The sequence below is a fragment of the Bacteroides propionicifaciens DSM 19291 = JCM 14649 genome, assembly GCF_000375405.1.
Lineage (GTDB): Bacteria > Bacteroidota > Bacteroidia > Bacteroidales > Bacteroidaceae > Bacteroides_E > Bacteroides_E propionicifaciens.
This window is the reverse complement of record NZ_AQWS01000003.1, coordinates 19,854-34,739: the sequence shown is the minus strand read 5'-3', so window position 1 is coordinate 34,739 and position 14,886 is coordinate 19,854. Positions and strand designations below refer to the sequence as shown.

The window sequence follows — 14,886 nt, the reverse complement described above, 5'->3', positions numbered from 1 at the left end:
ATTAAAATTCTCGTCAGACTGTATTATTGTCTTGTTATTAACATTTATTAGTTAAAGTCTCAATAACTCGACAATGTATTGCATGAACTAATGTAAAACAGAAAACCCCAATGCATTAAATCATGCATTGGGGTTTTCTATATTTTTCTTTGCCTTAGTCAATCATTTGACCCTTATAGAAGTTTAGTATTTTAACTCGGAAGAGGTATTCATACTTCGCCTGAAGATTATCAGACTCTGCCTTCATTAGGTTTACTTTAGCCTCGTTGAATTCGAGGTTGTTGGATTGCCCCAACTCATATTTCTCTTTGATTAAAAGAAAGCTTTCGCTACTTGCACCTAGTGCAGTTTGGCTTGAAAGATGTTTAGTTTCGGCTGCTGTGGCATTGTACCATGCTTGTTGAATTTCCTTATATAAGATTTTCTTTTCATTCTCAAGTTGTAGCAATTGATTGTTTAGTCCCAATCGAGCGTTACGTACTTGATTTCGCGTACTAAATCTGTTGAAAATAGGTACACTCAGTGAGAAACCAATATACTTGTTTAAGTTATCACTAGCTTGCTCTCCAAGATTTTTAGCACTTCTACCTTGAACATAATAGTAGCCTGACCCCATATTTGCATTAAAAGAGAGCTTAGGCATATAACCACTTTGTGCAATGCGAATACTTTTTTGTGCACCTTGATAGCGAAACTGTGCCGCCAAAATCTGTGGCTTGAATAGTAGTGCATTTTGATAGATAATATCGGGTGCTGTTAGTGGTTCAAAAGTTAAGGGTCCGTCCATGGGCACTATACTGAAACCTTCAGGGGTAGTTAACTCAAGCATCTGCGAGAGATCAAGAAGAGCTAAGTTATAATTATTTTTTGTTTCAACATGTCTTAGTTCATCTTGCATTACTCGAGATTTAAGCTCTGCTAGCTCTGCAATCGAAAGTTTACCTACCTTATAAAGTTCAGAACCACGGTTAAGCTGTTCTTTGCTTAAGTCAACTTGTTGTTGTGCAATACCCTCTAATTCTTGATTAAAGAGTACTTGAACATACTGTGAAGTAACGTTAATAGACAAGTCTTCTTTGGCTTTGTTGAGATCTTCGACAGATGCTTTTAAGTCTAATTTGGCTAAAGCATATTGATTAGGAATCTCAAGTCCAGTAAATATAGGAGCAGAAGTAGCTATCGAATAATTAATATTCATTGAACGAACATCCGAATAACTATTATCAATAGGTGAAGGCGAACGACCCCAGCTCCAGTTTTGACCAGCAGATGCATTAAGATCTGGTAGACGTGCCCATTTACGGGTATCTTTGGTTAGCTTGTTTTGCTCGATTTTGTTTTGAGCTTGTTTGATTGCTATATTATTGGCTATAGCATAATCAATACAGTCTTTAAGACTCCATGCAGCATTCTGCCCCATGGCCCAAGCTGAGCACATCAAACAGATCAGTAGTGTCGTGATTTTACTAAGTGTGAAAGTCTTCATTGTTTAAGTTATTTATTTATAGGTAAGCCTTTAAGTTTATCTCCTAGTTGTATGCCCGACTTGATTTGTATATCTATACCGTTGCTTAATCCCACTTCGACAGGTTTACGCTCAAAAGCCTGGTCTTCGCCTGCTATTGTTTCAATCCAAACATAATTGCCCTCGGGAGTCATATCCAATACTCTTTCGGGTACTGTAAGCACATCTTTAACCTCCTCTAGTACGATTGTAGCATTGGCTGAATATCCCGAACGAATAAAAACAGAATCGGGGCGTTGCACAGCTGCTTTGATTTCGAATAGATTTGCACCATTCTCCGATTTAGCTTTGGGTGATATATATTCTAGTCGTGCATCAAAAGTAACATTTTGTAAGGCTCCAATGGTTAATTTAACCATCATATTTTCGTGGATCTTTCCCACTTCGGTCTCATCAATATAACCTTTGAAGATTAAGTCGTCCATATTGGCTATAGTTGCAATCGTTGTTCCATCGTTGAAATTGTTGCTAAGGATCACTGAGTTACCTTTCTTTATAGGAACATCAAGTATCAGTCCATCAATGGTAGAACGGATCAAAGTATTGCTAAGATCAGCTTGACTTTTGGAGTAACCATCTTTAACAATTTCGTAAGAATCTTTGGCCGACTTGAAGTCTTCTGTAGCAGTATCGTAACTTAGTTTGCTTTTTTCGTATTCTTCAGCACTAATAATCCCCTTCTCAAAAAGAGTTGCGATACGATCGAAGTCTTTTTTTGTTTGTAATAAGTTAATCTGAGTCGTTCTCAATCTACTTTCTGTAGTGCTGAGTTGTCCCAATTCAGCTATAACTTTAACACGAGCTATAACCTCGTTTTTCTTGATATTTTGGCCTGCCTCTTTGTAAACTTCATCAATAATTCCCGAAATTTGGGGCTTGATGGCAACTTCATCTCTTGGCTCTACAGTTCCTGTAGCAATAGTCGATTTTTCGATACTCTTCATCTGAGGCTCTACAATTTCATAGAACTCCTTCTTTGGCTGTGACTTTTTGTATAAGAACACAAAGGTTTGGATGAAAAGTAGCCCAATGACTATAAAAACGATGTACTTGATATACTTTTTCATATTTGAATGATATTATAATTGTTTTCTGTGGATTTATTCTTCTCTTATGGCGTCAATTGGTTTAATGGCTAAGGCCCTATAGGCAGGAGCAAGGCCAGCAAAAACACCGAGTAACATCAAAATTATAAATGTACCTATGGCTAAACCAAAAGACACTTGGAAATTAATAGGAGCGGTTTGAGCTTGATTGATTATGGATTCAACACCCGAAAGAGTGAGTACAGCTAGCAATAACCCAACAGTCCCAGCAAGTATTGTGATAACTATGCTTTCTAATATAATTTGACCGAGTACATCTTGGGGGAGGGCTCCAATAGCTCTCCGAATTCCAAACTCAGTGGTACGTTCTTTTACCGTCACCATCATAATATTGCTTACCCCTATGATACCTGCAAACAATGTTCCCAGACCTACCAACCAAATCAGGATATTAATTCCCATTTGCAGGTTGGTTACCATGCCAAACAATGCTTCTGTATTTAGGAAGAAAACGGCTTGCTTATCATCGGGGTTGATGCTATTGGCCGCTTTAATCACTTGCTCTACCTCTGGCTGAAGTTTACTCATGACAGCCCCAGGACTTCCTCCGAGCATGATAATGTTTATTTTATCACGTTCGTTGTAGATGTTTTGCATAGTGGATAGAGGCATAAAAACCTTTTGTCTGCTATTCCCTCCGATGTTGACATTTGAGTTACTGGCATTCAGTACTCCAATTACCTGATAATAAACGCCTTCAATTCCTATGCTTTTTCCCGTAGGGTCTCCTGTACCTTTAAATAAATCATTGTAAACCTGTTCGCCGATGACACATACTTTTCTGTTTTCAGAAACATCTATAGCATTAATAAATCTACCGTATGCTAAATCTTGGGTTTCGAGTTCAGCATATACAGGTAATGTCCCATTAATGATAAATCCTTTACTCGTTAATTCGTTATAGAATACTGATGAACCCCACCTAAATACTACAGGACAAACTTTTTCAATCCCATCGATTTTAAGCAGTAGGCCTAAGTCTTTGTTTTGAAGGTTCCAGGTTCGTCCTTTTTGAAATCCTTTGTAGGGCAAAGAAGTTCGATTGCTACTCAAAAAACTTGTGTTGTGAGCTACACCTTCAAAGTTCCTACTCATAAAGCCTTTAAGACCATTGCCCAATCCTATTAAGACAATGAGCATAAATATGCCCCAGAATACTCCAAATGCAGTGAGCAGGCTTCGTGACTTGTTGCGTGCTAGAGTTATAAAAATCTCTTCCCAACTATTTAAATCAAATCTCATATCTCATCTATTTTGCATTTAAAGCTAATACAGGTTTAATCTTAACTGCTTTACGAGCAGGTATGAACCCTGCAATAGTACCTGCAATAATTAAAGTTAGTGTTGCTTGTATAGCTACGCTAATATCTACTGTAGGATTACTAAACATTGTCGTACTAAAGGCTCCAGCATCTACCGTCTGACTTCCCATATAGGAGTTAAGTAGCTCGGTAGCACCTATGCCAGCTATCATGCCGACATATCCAAAAAAAGTTGTGATAATAATACTTTCGACAAGTACCAGTCTTAGTATGCTAGAGGGTTTTGCTCCAATAGCTTTACGTATTCCAAACTCTTTGGTTCGCTCCTTAACCGTGATAAGCATAATATTGCTCACACCAACAACGCCACTAAGTAGTGTGAAAATACCAATTACCCATATTGCAATAGTTAGGTAGGTTGCAGCATCCAATTGTTGGAGATGTTGTTTCAATTTATTCCAAATCCATAGGGCTCTTTTATCTTCCTTATCAAATTTATGTTGTTGCCCCATGATGGCTCTCAATTTCTGTTCGAGTTCTTCGTTTTGAGCTTCAGATGTGATCTTGTCGCTCAATAAGAATGTGATTCGATCTAGATTGTCTTTGTTATATATGAGCTTCATTGTCTGAATGGGAATATAGAAATCAGTATTACTTCTAAATCCTTTCCCTTCGTATGTGCCTATTACCTGATAGGCAAGGCTATCAATCATCAGCGTTCCTCCAATGGGATTGTCTTTGTCGAACAGGGTTTCGGCAGCATCTTCGTGGATAACAATAACGCGTCGCCTCTGATCAACATCTGCTTGGTTAATATATCGACCGTCTTTGATAATCAAACCTTCTGTGTCTTTGAATGATGGGTAGGTTCCCGAAACATCACCAGCTATATAATCCTTTGAGCTCGATACTGTGCGAGATAGGTTGAAATTTCCCCCACCATTATTAAGGTATTCTCCCAATTGATTCTCTATAACTTCGATGTCTATGTTTTTAAGATCAATGGACCTTTCACGTTGGTAACCATGTGAAGGCATGCTTGTTTTACCTCCATAAAGAGTAATTGAGTTGCTACTCAGACCACCACTGTTTTCTTTGAAGGCATTGAGTAAACCGTTTCCAGCACCCAACAATACAATTAGTATGAATATACCCCAAGCGACTGCGAAGCCCGTTAGTAGAGTTCGCAATTTATTCTTTTTGACTGAGGCATATATTTCTTGTAATAAATCAATCATAGTGCCGTTGCTTTATTTTATGTAACCTTCCATACTGAATGGGCTATCTTTCCGCTCTGCATTTGTTTCAATATTTTGAATCAAACCGTCCTTGATATGAATTATTTTCTCTGTTTGATATGCAATACCACTCTCGTGAGTTACTACAACTATGGTTTGACCTTGCTCGTGAAGCTCTTTGAGAATTCCCATAACCTCAATTGATGTTTTGCTATCTAAGGCGCCTGTAGGCTCATCTGCCAGTAAGATTTGTGGCTTTGTTATCAGTGCTCGAGCTATGGCTACACGTTGTTTTTGTCCACCACTCATTTCATTGGGCATATGGTGTGCCCACTCTTTAAGGCCTAAGCGATCTAGGTATTCCAGCGCCAATGCATTTCTTTTTTTCCTACTTATGCCTTGATAGAATAGGGGGAGTGCTACGTTTTCGACAGCATTCTTAAACGAAATAAGGTTGAAAGATTGGAAGATGAATCCAATCATACGATTGCGATACTCTGCTGCTTTTCGTTCACTCAGGTCTTTAATCAGCGTATTGTCAAGAAAGTATTTCCCCTCATCGTAGGTGTCTAAAATACCCAAGATATTGAGCAGTGTTGATTTACCAGAGCCTGAAGAGCCCATAATAGAAACGAACTCCCCTTTTTCTATGTCTAAATTTACGCCCTTAAGCACATGCAATGGCACAAGCCCTGGGTATGTTTTGTTTATGTTCTCTAGATGTATCACAATGGTTTGTTTTTCTTATTAATCAAAAAACTAAGATAGTATTTTATAATAATACTTGATTAAATTATCATTTTATTACTCAAATATCTATCCTATTGTTATTAACTAATACAAATATATACAAATAATGCTTCTATGCAATACCTAGTACCAAATATAATAATATATTTATTCGTTATCGGATTGAATGGGCTTTCTAATGCCTTGTAGCAAGTGCAAAAAAAGAGTAGGCTCACAAATTTGTGAGCCTACTCTTAAAATATAGATGATCCAAGTAGTGTTTAGTATAAGAATCCAAGTAGAATACCTGCGGCAACAGCCGATCCTATAACACCTGCTACATTGGGACCCATAGCATGCATGAGAAGATAATTAGTTGGGTCGTATTCGCTTCCAACAACTTGTGATATTCGTGCAGAGTCTGGCACAGCCGAAACGCCTGCATTTCCTATTAAAGGATTAATCTTATTACCCTTCTTCAAGAATAGATTAAAAATCTTGACAAACAATACTCCAGCTGTTGTGGCCATAATAAAAGATACAGCACCAAGTCCAAAGATCTTAACTGAGTCGATAGTCAAAAACTCAGAAGCCTGAGTAGATGCACCAACTGTTAAACCAAGAAGTATGGTAATTGTATCAATTAATGGTCCGCTAGCAGTATTGGCCAGTCTCTTTGTTACTCCACTCTCTTTGAGTAAGTTACCAAAGAACAGCATTCCTAGTAAGGGTAATCCCGAGGGTACCAACATGGTAGTCAGTAATAATCCTATGATAGGGAAGACTACTTTTTCGGTGTGTGATACCTGACGAGGGGTCTTCATGCGAATAACTCTCTCTTTTTTAGTGGTCAATAACCTCATGATAGGAGGTTGAATAACCGGAACTAAGGCCATATATGAATATGCCGAAACTGCAATTGCTCCCATTAAGTTGGGGGCTAGTTTGGACGATAAAAATATAGCTGTAGGACCATCAGCTCCACCAATAATACCTATTGCACCTGCTTGGCTTGGGTCAAAACCCATCTGAAGCGCTATGATATAAGCTCCAAATATACCAAATTGTGCAGCAGCTCCAATCAAAAGGAGTTTAGGGTTGGATATAAGTGCAGAGAAATCTGTCATTGCGCCTATACCTAAGAAGATCAGTGGTGGGTACCAACCTGAGGTTACTCCTTGATATAGGATATTGAGAACTGATCCCTCCTCGTAGATACCCACTTGTAGTCCTGCCTCTAAGTTAAAAGGAATATTTCCTATCAAAATACCGAAGCCAATAGGAATAAGAAGCATAGGTTCATATTCTTTGGCAATGGCCAAATAAATAAAAAATAATCCAAAACCCAACATGACTAGATGACCAATGGTTGCATTGGCCATTCCGGTGTAACTCCAGAAGTCAATAAGGTTGTTTCCTAAAAAAGATAAGAAATCCCCCATAATACTTAATTATTACTCAATAATGATAAGGTCAGTACCTTCAAGTACAGAGTCGCCCTTGTTAACTTTAATCGCAGAGACTTTACCGTCTTTTGTAGCGTTGATGGTGTTTTCCATTTTCATCGCTTCAAGGATAAGAACAGTTTGTCCACGTTTAACAGTGTCACCAACGTTTACTTTGATGTCAACAATAACACCAGGCAATGGTGATTGAATGCCAGTGCCTTTGCCACTACCTGCAGAAGGTGCACTTGGTTGTGCTGCTTCTTGAACTGGTGCTGCAACTGGAGCTGGTTTTTCGATTACTGGAGCTACTTGTTTCTCCATTTCAACTTCGTAAGCATTTCCGTTTACCTCAACGCTAGCAATGTTATCTTTGATATCATTGATGACCACTTTAAAGTCTTTTCCGTTGATTTTGTATTTATATTCTTTCATTGTTTTCGTTCTTAACTTGTGATACAATAATTATCTTTTACGTAGGCCAAAAAGTTTCATGCTCCATGGAGAATGGCTTGCACCTACTTCGCTAAAAGTAAGAACCATATTTTCCACGTCATGATCTCCACCAAAGTATTCGTGTAGTGCCATTGATATTGCAACAATATCTTCACTAGCTCCTTTACCTTGTGGGGCTGTCTTTACTGTTGAAGCAGACTTGCTGTCTGCTGCTTTATTTGTTTGTTTCATATCTTTTCTGTTACTCATTGTAATAGCTATTTTACCTGTTAGTTTAAATGCTAGGTAAAGAAGAATCAGACCAGTGAAAACTGTAGACATGGCTATTAGAGACATACCAATGCCCCCAGAGTCATGTTTTTCAAAGTTCTCAATTTTAATATTGGCATGCTCAATCATATTGTTGGTACTCGGAGTGACATAATTGTCTTGAGTTCCATCTTTAATGATCCACTGGCTCACACCATCTTCAACCCTTGCATAAGATTGGTCAGTTGTGATTGAAGCGGGGATATTAATCTGGTCAATGAGTGTCTTGCCATTAGAGTCGTAAAGAGCAATGTAATTATCCTTGCCAGCTTCAAGTTTGAAGTTTAGGTGGAAGGTACCTCTTTGCGGTCTGTCATCAGCCCAAAACAAGATGTGTTGTCTGGGTTTGATTATTGTCAAAACATCCCCTCGGGGTATTAAATACTTCTTGGGGTTACTCTTGTCGTTGGTTAAATAGCATCCTCCTATATTAATTGAAGAGAAAGAACTGTTCCAAATTTCGATCCAACCATTATGTTGGCCGTAATCATCTACAAAGTTATCCTCGTTGGTCACTAAGACCTCATTTATTCTTAGGCTTGATCTGCTTTGTGCATTGGATCCAATGACAAAGCAGATTGTAAAGAATAGGATTAAGCCAATATTCTTCTGATTCATAAACTATAAAGTTAGAACATTATAATGGTATGTTACCGTGTTTTTTAGCTGGGTTAGTTTGACGTTTAGTCTTCAACTGCTCCAATGCTTTGATTACGCGGAAACGAGTATTACGTGGCTCAATAACATCATCAATGTAGCCAAAACGAGCTGCATTGTATGGGTTAGCAAATAGTTTAGTGTATTCGTCTTCTTTTTCAGCAAGGAAAGCTTTTGGATTTTCTTGATCTTTAGCTTCTCTTCCATAAAGAACAGCAACAGCACCTGCACCACCCATAACTGCAATTTCAGCGGTTGGCCAAGCGTAGTTAATGTCTCCACGAAGTTGTTTACAGCTCATAACGATATGTGAACCACCGTAAGATTTTCTTAATGTTACAGTAACTTTAGGAACAGTTGCTTCACCGTAAGCATAAAGTAGTTTTGCACCGTGGTGAATAACTGCGTTATATTCTTGACCAGTACCAGGAAGGAATCCAGGAACGTCAACAAGTGTAACTAAAGGAATATTGAAAGCATCACAGAAGCGTACGAAACGAGCAGCCTTACGAGAAGCGTTGCTGTCTAGTACACCAGCTAAGAATTTTGGTTGGTTAGCAACAACACCTACTGAACGGCCGTTGAAGCGAGCGAAACCAATAATAATATTTTTAGCAAAGTCTTTTTGTACTTCTAGGAATTCACCATTATCGATAAGTGCACCAATTACTTCGTACATATCGTATGGTTTGTTTGGATTATCAGGAATGATTTCATTCAATAGGTCATCCATACGGTCGATTGGGTCAGTACACTCTTTGAAAGGAGCTTCTTCCAAGTTGTTCGAAGGCATGAAGCTAAGAAGTTGTTGGATTGTTTTGATACCTTCTTCTTCAGTAGCTGATGTAAAGTGAGTAACGCCCGATTTAGTCGAGTGAACACTAGCACCACCTAGGTCTTCTTGGCTAACGTCTTCACCAGTTACAGTTTTTACTACTTTAGGACCAGTCAAGAACATATAAGATGTTCCTTCTGTCATAAGTGTAAAGTCTGTTAGTGCTGGAGAATATACTGCACCACCTGCGCAAGGGCCGAAGATTCCTGAAATTTGAGGAACAACACCTGAAGCTTCAATGTTACGTTGGAAAATTTCCGCATAACCTGCTAGAGCGTTGATACCTTCTTGGATACGAGCACCACCCGAATCATTGATTCCGATAACAGGTGCACCCATTTTCATGGCTAAATCCATTACTTTACAGATTTTAAGAGCCATTGTTTCAGACAATGATCCACCCCAAACTGTGAAGTCTTGTGCAAACACATATACTAGACGGCCATCAACAGTACCGTAACCGGTTACTACACCGTCACCTAGATAGTGTTTTTTATCTTGTCCAAAGTTTGTACATCTGTGTTTAACGAATGTATCCATCTCTTCGAAGCTACCTTCGTCAAGAAGCATATTGATACGCTCACGTGCAGTGTATTTTCCTCTGGCGTGTTGTTTCTCAATAGCTTTCTCACCACCGCCAAGACGAGCTTGAGCGCGTAGCTCTACTAGCTCTTTAATTTTTGCAAGCTGGTTACTCATAATTTATTATTTAATAGAATTAATATCGGGTTAATATTTGCGTTTATTTTTCACAAAGTTCTGTCAAAACACCTTCAGTAGATTTGGGGTGAAGGAAAGCAATTGTAAGACCTTCAGCGCCTTTGCGAGGAGCTTTATCAATCAATCTTACGCCTTTTGATTCTGCTTCAACAAGTGCATTTTGAACACCATCTTGAATTGAATAAGCAACATGGTGAACACCAGGGCCCTTTTTCTCCAAGAATTTAGCGATAGGGCTATCAGGAGATGTTGGCTCCAAAAGTTCAATTTTAGTATCGCCTACTTTTAAGAATGCAGTTTTAACTTTTTGGTCTTCAACAGTTTCAATGTTATAACATTTTAAACCTAAAACGTCTTCGTAAAATGGAAGAGACTCTTCAATGCTGTTTACAGCAATGCCTAAATGCTCAATGTGCGAAATTTTCATAATGATTATTATTTTTTAAGAGTGACAAATGTCTTTCTATTTTTATTTAGATATGGACAAAGTAAGTTAATTTCATATTAATAATGAAATATTTCAGCAATTAAAATCTTCATGCTAGTTCTTTGTTCTTATCCAGTAAATTTATTGAAAACTCATTAGTACAACTCAAGTTAATTATAAAATATTTATTATTCATATAGTTTGCGAAATAGTTTATTTAACCATTTCCATCTAAATCTAAACCAACGGCGTGTACTACTTTGGCTCCCACCAAATCGCAATACAAACTCTCGATAGCTGTGGCGCTTAAAGGGTAGCCCCACATCCATAAACTCGAAACTCTCAAATCCTTGTTCTTTAGCATCTTTAAGAGCAGCCCAAACGGCCAAAACTCCAGGGTATTGTTTTACATAGGTTTTACGCATTCCTCCAGAGAACCATAAATAAGCTTTATTATCTGAAAATGCGCAAGCAGAACCACCTATGATTTTGTTTTTGTATTTAACAATGTAGATGGCACTTAATTTTTGTCCTGCAGTATTAAAAGTCTTTATAAGGTGTTGGAAGAACTCAATGCTTGGGTAGTGTTTGCGGATATGAGCTGAGTATATTTTATGGAGCATACGAGCAAACTGCTCTACTTCTTGGGGTGTTGTGGCCTCCATAACCTGTGCTCCATTTTTGAGGGCTTTACGAATTTGACGAATTCTAGATTGGCTAAAATCCTGCTCTATAGGCTTGCCTTTCTCAAACTTGTTACGAACGCGTAACCAGTTTATAGCAAAATATTTGTTCTCTTTGAAATAGCGATATCCGATAAGAGAGTTGCCTAAATTACGAAACTCCATCAAGAAACACTTGCGTATAGTCTCTGCTGTGAGGTGTTCTATGAGCATTCCGAATAAGCTTTCTTGTTGCTCCTTAGCACAAAAATATTCTCCCGACCCATACACCTCACATTTTTTGATCATGTTTGGGAAGAAGATGCCTACTGTATTTCTTCGGATTGCTGCGAGCAGTTTGCCAAGTACAATCTTTCCATCAGTTGCTACTATAAGTATGGGTATATAGCCTTTCGTGTTCTCGTAAACAACGAATAGTTCTTTAGAGTGGAAAAAGTTGTTACCAGGTAAGCTGGGAATGTTTTCCGAGCAATAATATGTGGTTAATCTTATCGCCATATAATACAAAAATACAGATTTAAATCTACACTTATTCTCTAGATCTGCTAAAATATTAGTTTTGCTCAGAAGTAGCACTCCTCTAGGCTTGACTGCTAGTGCATTATCCGTGAGTTTGCTTGCTCCGATATGGAGAATATAAGTTAGTTGTAATTGTTAGTTTATTCTAAAGATAATTTTTAAATCCATATTTGACCTTTACTATGCTTAAAAACGAGTTTTAGTGGTTTAAAACATTTTGAGTTCATTATTTTTTCAATTCATATCCTTACGCTATTATACGTGATTAAATGAGTTAGTCGTTAGGGCTAAACCAGTAATTGATTCCACCATAAGTACCTAGTCATTTTAGCTTTCATTCCCGACAGACGGATGTGTTTAGCAAGATTGGTGTTAGGTACTATAAATGTTAATTAAAGGTCGGTTATTTAGTTTAGTTTTCCTTTTATTTACTAAAACTAAGGAGATATTCGTCAAGACAGAGAGGTATATTTTATTATCTTTGTCCAAATCTAAAGTCTAAAATAAGATATTTTGTATATGGAAAATTTCACAGAATTATTGAAGCGTAGACGCAGTATACGTAAATTTACTTCTGAAAAAATAAGTGAAGATCAGGTGGTCGAACTTATGAAAGCTGCCCTGATGTCACCCTCTTCTAAACGATCAACCCCTTGGGAGTTTGTTTTGGTTGATGACCTCGAAAAGCTCGAAAAGCTAGCCGTTTGTAAGGAACGAGGTGCTGGTCTAATAGCCAAAGCCCCACTAGCTATTGTTATTCTAGCTAATCCGTTGAGTTCGGATGTGTGGATAGAAGATGTTTCAATTGCAGCAACTCTTATTCAATTGCAAGCTGAAAGCCTTGGGTTGGGGAGCTGTTGGGTACAAGTAAGAGAACGCACCGATGCTTCTGGCATTTCAGCTGAAGAAAATGTCCGTGAGATTCTAGATATCCCCTTGCAGTTTCAGGTTTCTGCTATTATTGCAGTAGGACATAAGGCTGAGGAGAAAGAGCCTTTTGATGATGATAAACTGAAATGGGAAAAAATTCATCTTAATAAATTCGGAGGACAAGAATAGTGCTAAGAGATTATCATATAGTCATGATTGGAGCTGGAAATCTAGCAACCCAATTGGCTAAAGCTTTTTATAATAAGGGTTTTTGTGTAGATCAGGTATATAGCCGTACTCTGGAGGCTGCAAAAGGATTGGCAACACAGGTTAGAGCCAGTCATACCACACAGTGGGATCAGATTGATTCGGGCAAAGATCTTTATATTGTGGCTCTATCTGATGAAGCTTTAATGGAGAATTTACCTGATATCATTGGATTACGTACCGATTCTCTTGTAGTTCATACGGCAGGTAGTGTACCAATGGAGATATTTGAATCTCATGCCAAGCGATATGGTGTATTTTATCCTATGCAAACTTTCAGCAAAGCTCGTGATGTAGAGTTTGACAATATACCTCTGTTTATCGAGGCAAATAGTGAGGCCGACAAAAGAACCTTACTTGATATCGCTTCGGTATTGAGTAAGAAGGTTCATCAGGCAGATTCAGAACAGCGAAAAAAGCTACATTTAGCTGCGGTGTTTTCGTGTAATTTTGTGAATCATATGTATTCGCTCTCAGCTGAGATTTTAGAAAGATATAACTTACCATTCGATGTAATGCTTTCTTTAATCGATGAGACTACCCGCAAGATTCACGAAGTAGAGCCACATGCAGCTCAAACAGGACCAGCAATTAGAAACGATCAAGATGTCATGAACAGACATTTAAGTATGCTTGCTGCCTATCCCGATGTGCAAGAAGTTTATCGCTTGCTAAGTAAAAATATATCGAAACATAAAATAGACAAATAGTGAGTACAATAAATTACGATTTAACGAAAATAAAAGCGCTAGTATTTGATGTTGATGGCGTGCTAAGTAGTGAAATGATTCCTCTGCATCCTTCGGGAGAGCCTATGAGGATGGTCAACACAAAAGATGGCTATGCTCTACAACTGGCAGTGAAGCAAGGCTTATGTGTAGCTATTATTAGTGGAGGAAAAACGGATGCTGTTCGTATCCGTTATCAAGGCTTGGGTTCTAAGGATATTTACTTGGGGTCTTCATTGAAGATTAAAGATTACAATGACCTTAAAGCGAAGTATAATTTTTCGGACGAAGAGATTCTCTATATGGGAGATGATATCCCTGACTTAGAGGTTATGCGAAACTGTGGACTTCCTTGTTGTCCAAAAGACGCTGTTCCCGAAGTAAAAGACCTTTCACTCTATATTTCGAATAAAGACGGAGGTCATGGATGTGCAAGAGATGTGGTTGAGCAGGTATTAAAAGCTCAAGGTACTTGGATGGCTGATGAAGCTTTTGGTTGGTAATAGAAGAGAATTATGTTAGAAAATCTAAGAAATTACAAAATAACCCTTGCTTCAAATTCACCTCGTCGTCACGAACTACTCAAGGGGTTGGGGATAGATTTTACTATTAAAACCCTAGAGAATGTTGATGAGTCTTATCCTTTAACTCTGGCTCCAGTAGATGTGGCAAAGCATATAGCTCAAAAAAAGGCTGATGCTTATAAAGAGTTGATAGGGGAGGATGAATTACTAATTACAGCGGATACTGTGGTTGTCGCAAATGACGAAATCTTGGGTAAGCCCAAAGATAGAGTTGATGCACAGCGTATGCTGAGTTTGTTGTCGGGTATTACACATGAGGTAGTTACAGGTGTTTGTATAGTGACCAAGGAGAAAACAATCTTGTTCGACTCTAAAACAGAGGTTACGTTTTCTAAGTTGAGCGAGAGTGAAATAAACTATTATATTGACACTTTTGCACCTTATGACAAAGCAGGAGCCTATGGAATCCAAGAATGGATTGGTTTTGTAGCTGTAGAATCAATGGCAGGAAGCTATTTTAATGTAATGGGACTCCCCATACAGAGACTGTACAGGGAGCTATTAAAAGTGTAAAGTTAATTACTTT

15 protein-coding genes are annotated in these 14,886 nt (G+C 38.2%); 4 read left to right on the top strand and 11 right to left on the bottom strand.

The genetic code is table 11. From position 1 onward, the window contains the following. Nucleotides 1-154: 154 nt before the first annotated feature. The 11 genes from B091_RS0101415 to B091_RS0101365 all read right to left on the bottom strand — a co-directional run bounded on the left by B091_RS0101415 (nt 155) and on the right by B091_RS0101365 (nt 11,890). Nucleotides 155-1,438 carry a TolC family protein gene (locus tag B091_RS0101415; RefSeq protein WP_018108222.1) on the bottom strand — a complete coding sequence of 428 codons (1,284 nt, stop codon included), beginning with the start codon at nt 1,436-1,438 and terminating at the stop codon, nt 155-157. Nucleotides 1,439-1,494: 56 nt separating this feature from the next. Next, a complete protein-coding gene (locus tag B091_RS0101410) occupies nt 1,495-2,592 on the bottom strand; it encodes an efflux RND transporter periplasmic adaptor subunit (RefSeq protein ID WP_018108221.1) in 1,098 nt (365 codons plus the stop codon). 33 nt (nt 2,593-2,625) lie between these two features. Continuing rightward, entirely contained in the window at nt 2,626-3,873 is a 1,248-nt protein-coding gene (locus B091_RS0101405; protein WP_018108220.1) for an ABC transporter permease, read from the bottom strand. A 7-nt stretch (nt 3,874-3,880) separates the two neighbouring features. After that, nucleotides 3,881-5,131 carry an ABC transporter permease gene (locus B091_RS0101400; protein ID WP_018108219.1) on the bottom strand — a complete coding sequence of 417 codons (1,251 nt, stop codon included), beginning with the start codon at nt 5,129-5,131 and terminating at the stop codon, nt 3,881-3,883. A gap of 12 nt (nt 5,132-5,143) precedes the next feature. Beyond that, the gene (locus B091_RS0101395; RefSeq protein WP_018108218.1) at nt 5,144-5,860 is read right to left on the bottom strand and encodes an ABC transporter ATP-binding protein; all 717 of its coding nucleotides are present in this window, start codon (nt 5,858-5,860) and stop codon (nt 5,144-5,146) included. 281 nt (nt 5,861-6,141) lie between these two features. Further along, a complete protein-coding gene (locus B091_RS0101390; RefSeq protein WP_018108217.1) occupies nt 6,142-7,302 on the bottom strand; it encodes a sodium ion-translocating decarboxylase subunit beta in 1,161 nt (386 codons plus the stop codon). Between the two features lie 12 nt (nt 7,303-7,314). After that, entirely contained in the window at nt 7,315-7,740 is a 426-nt protein-coding gene (locus B091_RS0101385) for an acetyl-CoA carboxylase biotin carboxyl carrier protein (RefSeq protein ID WP_018108216.1), read from the bottom strand. 30 nt (nt 7,741-7,770) lie between these two features. After that, the gene (locus B091_RS0101380) at nt 7,771-8,688 is read right to left on the bottom strand and encodes an OadG family transporter subunit (RefSeq protein WP_018108215.1); all 918 of its coding nucleotides are present in this window, start codon (nt 8,686-8,688) and stop codon (nt 7,771-7,773) included. A gap of 19 nt (nt 8,689-8,707) precedes the next feature. Continuing rightward, complete coding sequence (locus B091_RS0101375) at nt 8,708-10,261, bottom strand: acyl-CoA carboxylase subunit beta (protein WP_018108214.1); 1,554 nt, start codon at nt 10,259-10,261, stop codon at nt 8,708-8,710. Nucleotides 10,262-10,304: 43 nt separating this feature from the next. Then, the gene (gene mce, locus B091_RS0101370; RefSeq protein ID WP_018108213.1) at nt 10,305-10,709 is read right to left on the bottom strand and encodes a methylmalonyl-CoA epimerase; all 405 of its coding nucleotides are present in this window, start codon (nt 10,707-10,709) and stop codon (nt 10,305-10,307) included. A gap of 188 nt (nt 10,710-10,897) precedes the next feature. Further along, nucleotides 10,898-11,890, bottom strand: a complete 993-nt coding sequence (locus tag B091_RS0101365; protein WP_018108212.1) for a GNAT family N-acetyltransferase — start codon at nt 11,888-11,890, stop codon at nt 10,898-10,900. A gap of 540 nt (nt 11,891-12,430) precedes the next feature. On the opposite strand from B091_RS0101365, the gene B091_RS0101360 reads away from it, so the two are divergent. Genes B091_RS0101360 through B091_RS0101345 form a run of 4 tightly spaced genes read left to right on the top strand, consistent with a single transcriptional unit; the run spans nt 12,431 to nt 14,873 of the window. Continuing rightward, on the top strand, nt 12,431-12,970 hold the full coding sequence (locus B091_RS0101360; RefSeq protein WP_018108211.1) for a nitroreductase family protein: 540 nt from the start codon (nt 12,431-12,433) through the stop codon (nt 12,968-12,970). Continuing rightward, on the top strand, nt 12,970-13,758 hold the full coding sequence (locus B091_RS0101355; RefSeq protein ID WP_155888227.1) for a Rossmann-like and DUF2520 domain-containing protein: 789 nt from the start codon (nt 12,970-12,972) through the stop codon (nt 13,756-13,758). Before B091_RS0101360 ends, B091_RS0101355 begins: the two co-directional genes overlap by 1 nt. After that, nucleotides 13,758-14,279: a KdsC family phosphatase gene (locus tag B091_RS0101350; RefSeq protein WP_025069353.1), complete on the top strand. Its 522-nt coding sequence runs from the start codon at nt 13,758-13,760 to the stop codon at nt 14,277-14,279. The genes B091_RS0101355 and B091_RS0101350 overlap by 1 nt, the downstream gene beginning before the upstream one ends. Before the next feature lie 12 nt (nt 14,280-14,291). Next, nucleotides 14,292-14,873, top strand: a complete 582-nt coding sequence (locus B091_RS0101345) for a Maf-like protein (RefSeq protein ID WP_018108208.1) — start codon at nt 14,292-14,294, stop codon at nt 14,871-14,873. Nucleotides 14,874-14,886 lie beyond the last annotated feature (13 nt).

Excerpts from the sequence above, each read along its gene's own strand:
- B091_RS0101415 (WP_018108222.1), bottom strand. The coding sequence starts at position 1,438 with ATGTGCTCAGCTTGGGCCATGGGGCAGAATGCTGCATGGAGTCTTAAA.
- B091_RS0101380 (WP_018108215.1), bottom strand. The coding sequence starts at position 8,688 with ATGAATCAGAAGAATATTGGCTTAATCCTATTCTTTACAATCTGCTTT.
- B091_RS0101360 (WP_018108211.1), top strand. The coding sequence starts at position 12,431 with ATGGAAAATTTCACAGAATTATTGAAGCGTAGACGCAGTATACGTAAA.
- B091_RS0101345 (WP_018108208.1), top strand. The coding sequence starts at position 14,292 with ATGTTAGAAAATCTAAGAAATTACAAAATAACCCTTGCTTCAAATTCA.
- B091_RS0101410 (WP_018108221.1), bottom strand. The coding sequence starts at position 2,592 with ATGAAAAAGTATATCAAGTACATCGTTTTTATAGTCATTGGGCTACTT.
- B091_RS0101375 (WP_018108214.1), bottom strand. The coding sequence starts at position 10,261 with ATGAGTAACCAGCTTGCAAAAATTAAAGAGCTAGTAGAGCTACGCGCT.
- B091_RS0101385 (WP_018108216.1), bottom strand. The coding sequence starts at position 7,740 with ATGAAAGAATATAAATACAAAATCAACGGAAAAGACTTTAAAGTGGTC.
- B091_RS0101405 (WP_018108220.1), bottom strand. The coding sequence starts at position 3,873 with ATGAGATTTGATTTAAATAGTTGGGAAGAGATTTTTATAACTCTAGCA.
- B091_RS0101390 (WP_018108217.1), bottom strand. The coding sequence starts at position 7,302 with ATGGGGGATTTCTTATCTTTTTTAGGAAACAACCTTATTGACTTCTGG.
- B091_RS0101365 (WP_018108212.1), bottom strand. The coding sequence starts at position 11,890 with ATGGCGATAAGATTAACCACATATTATTGCTCGGAAAACATTCCCAGC.
- B091_RS0101400 (WP_018108219.1), bottom strand. The coding sequence starts at position 5,131 with ATGATTGATTTATTACAAGAAATATATGCCTCAGTCAAAAAGAATAAA.
- mce (WP_018108213.1), bottom strand. The coding sequence starts at position 10,709 with ATGAAAATTTCGCACATTGAGCATTTAGGCATTGCTGTAAACAGCATT.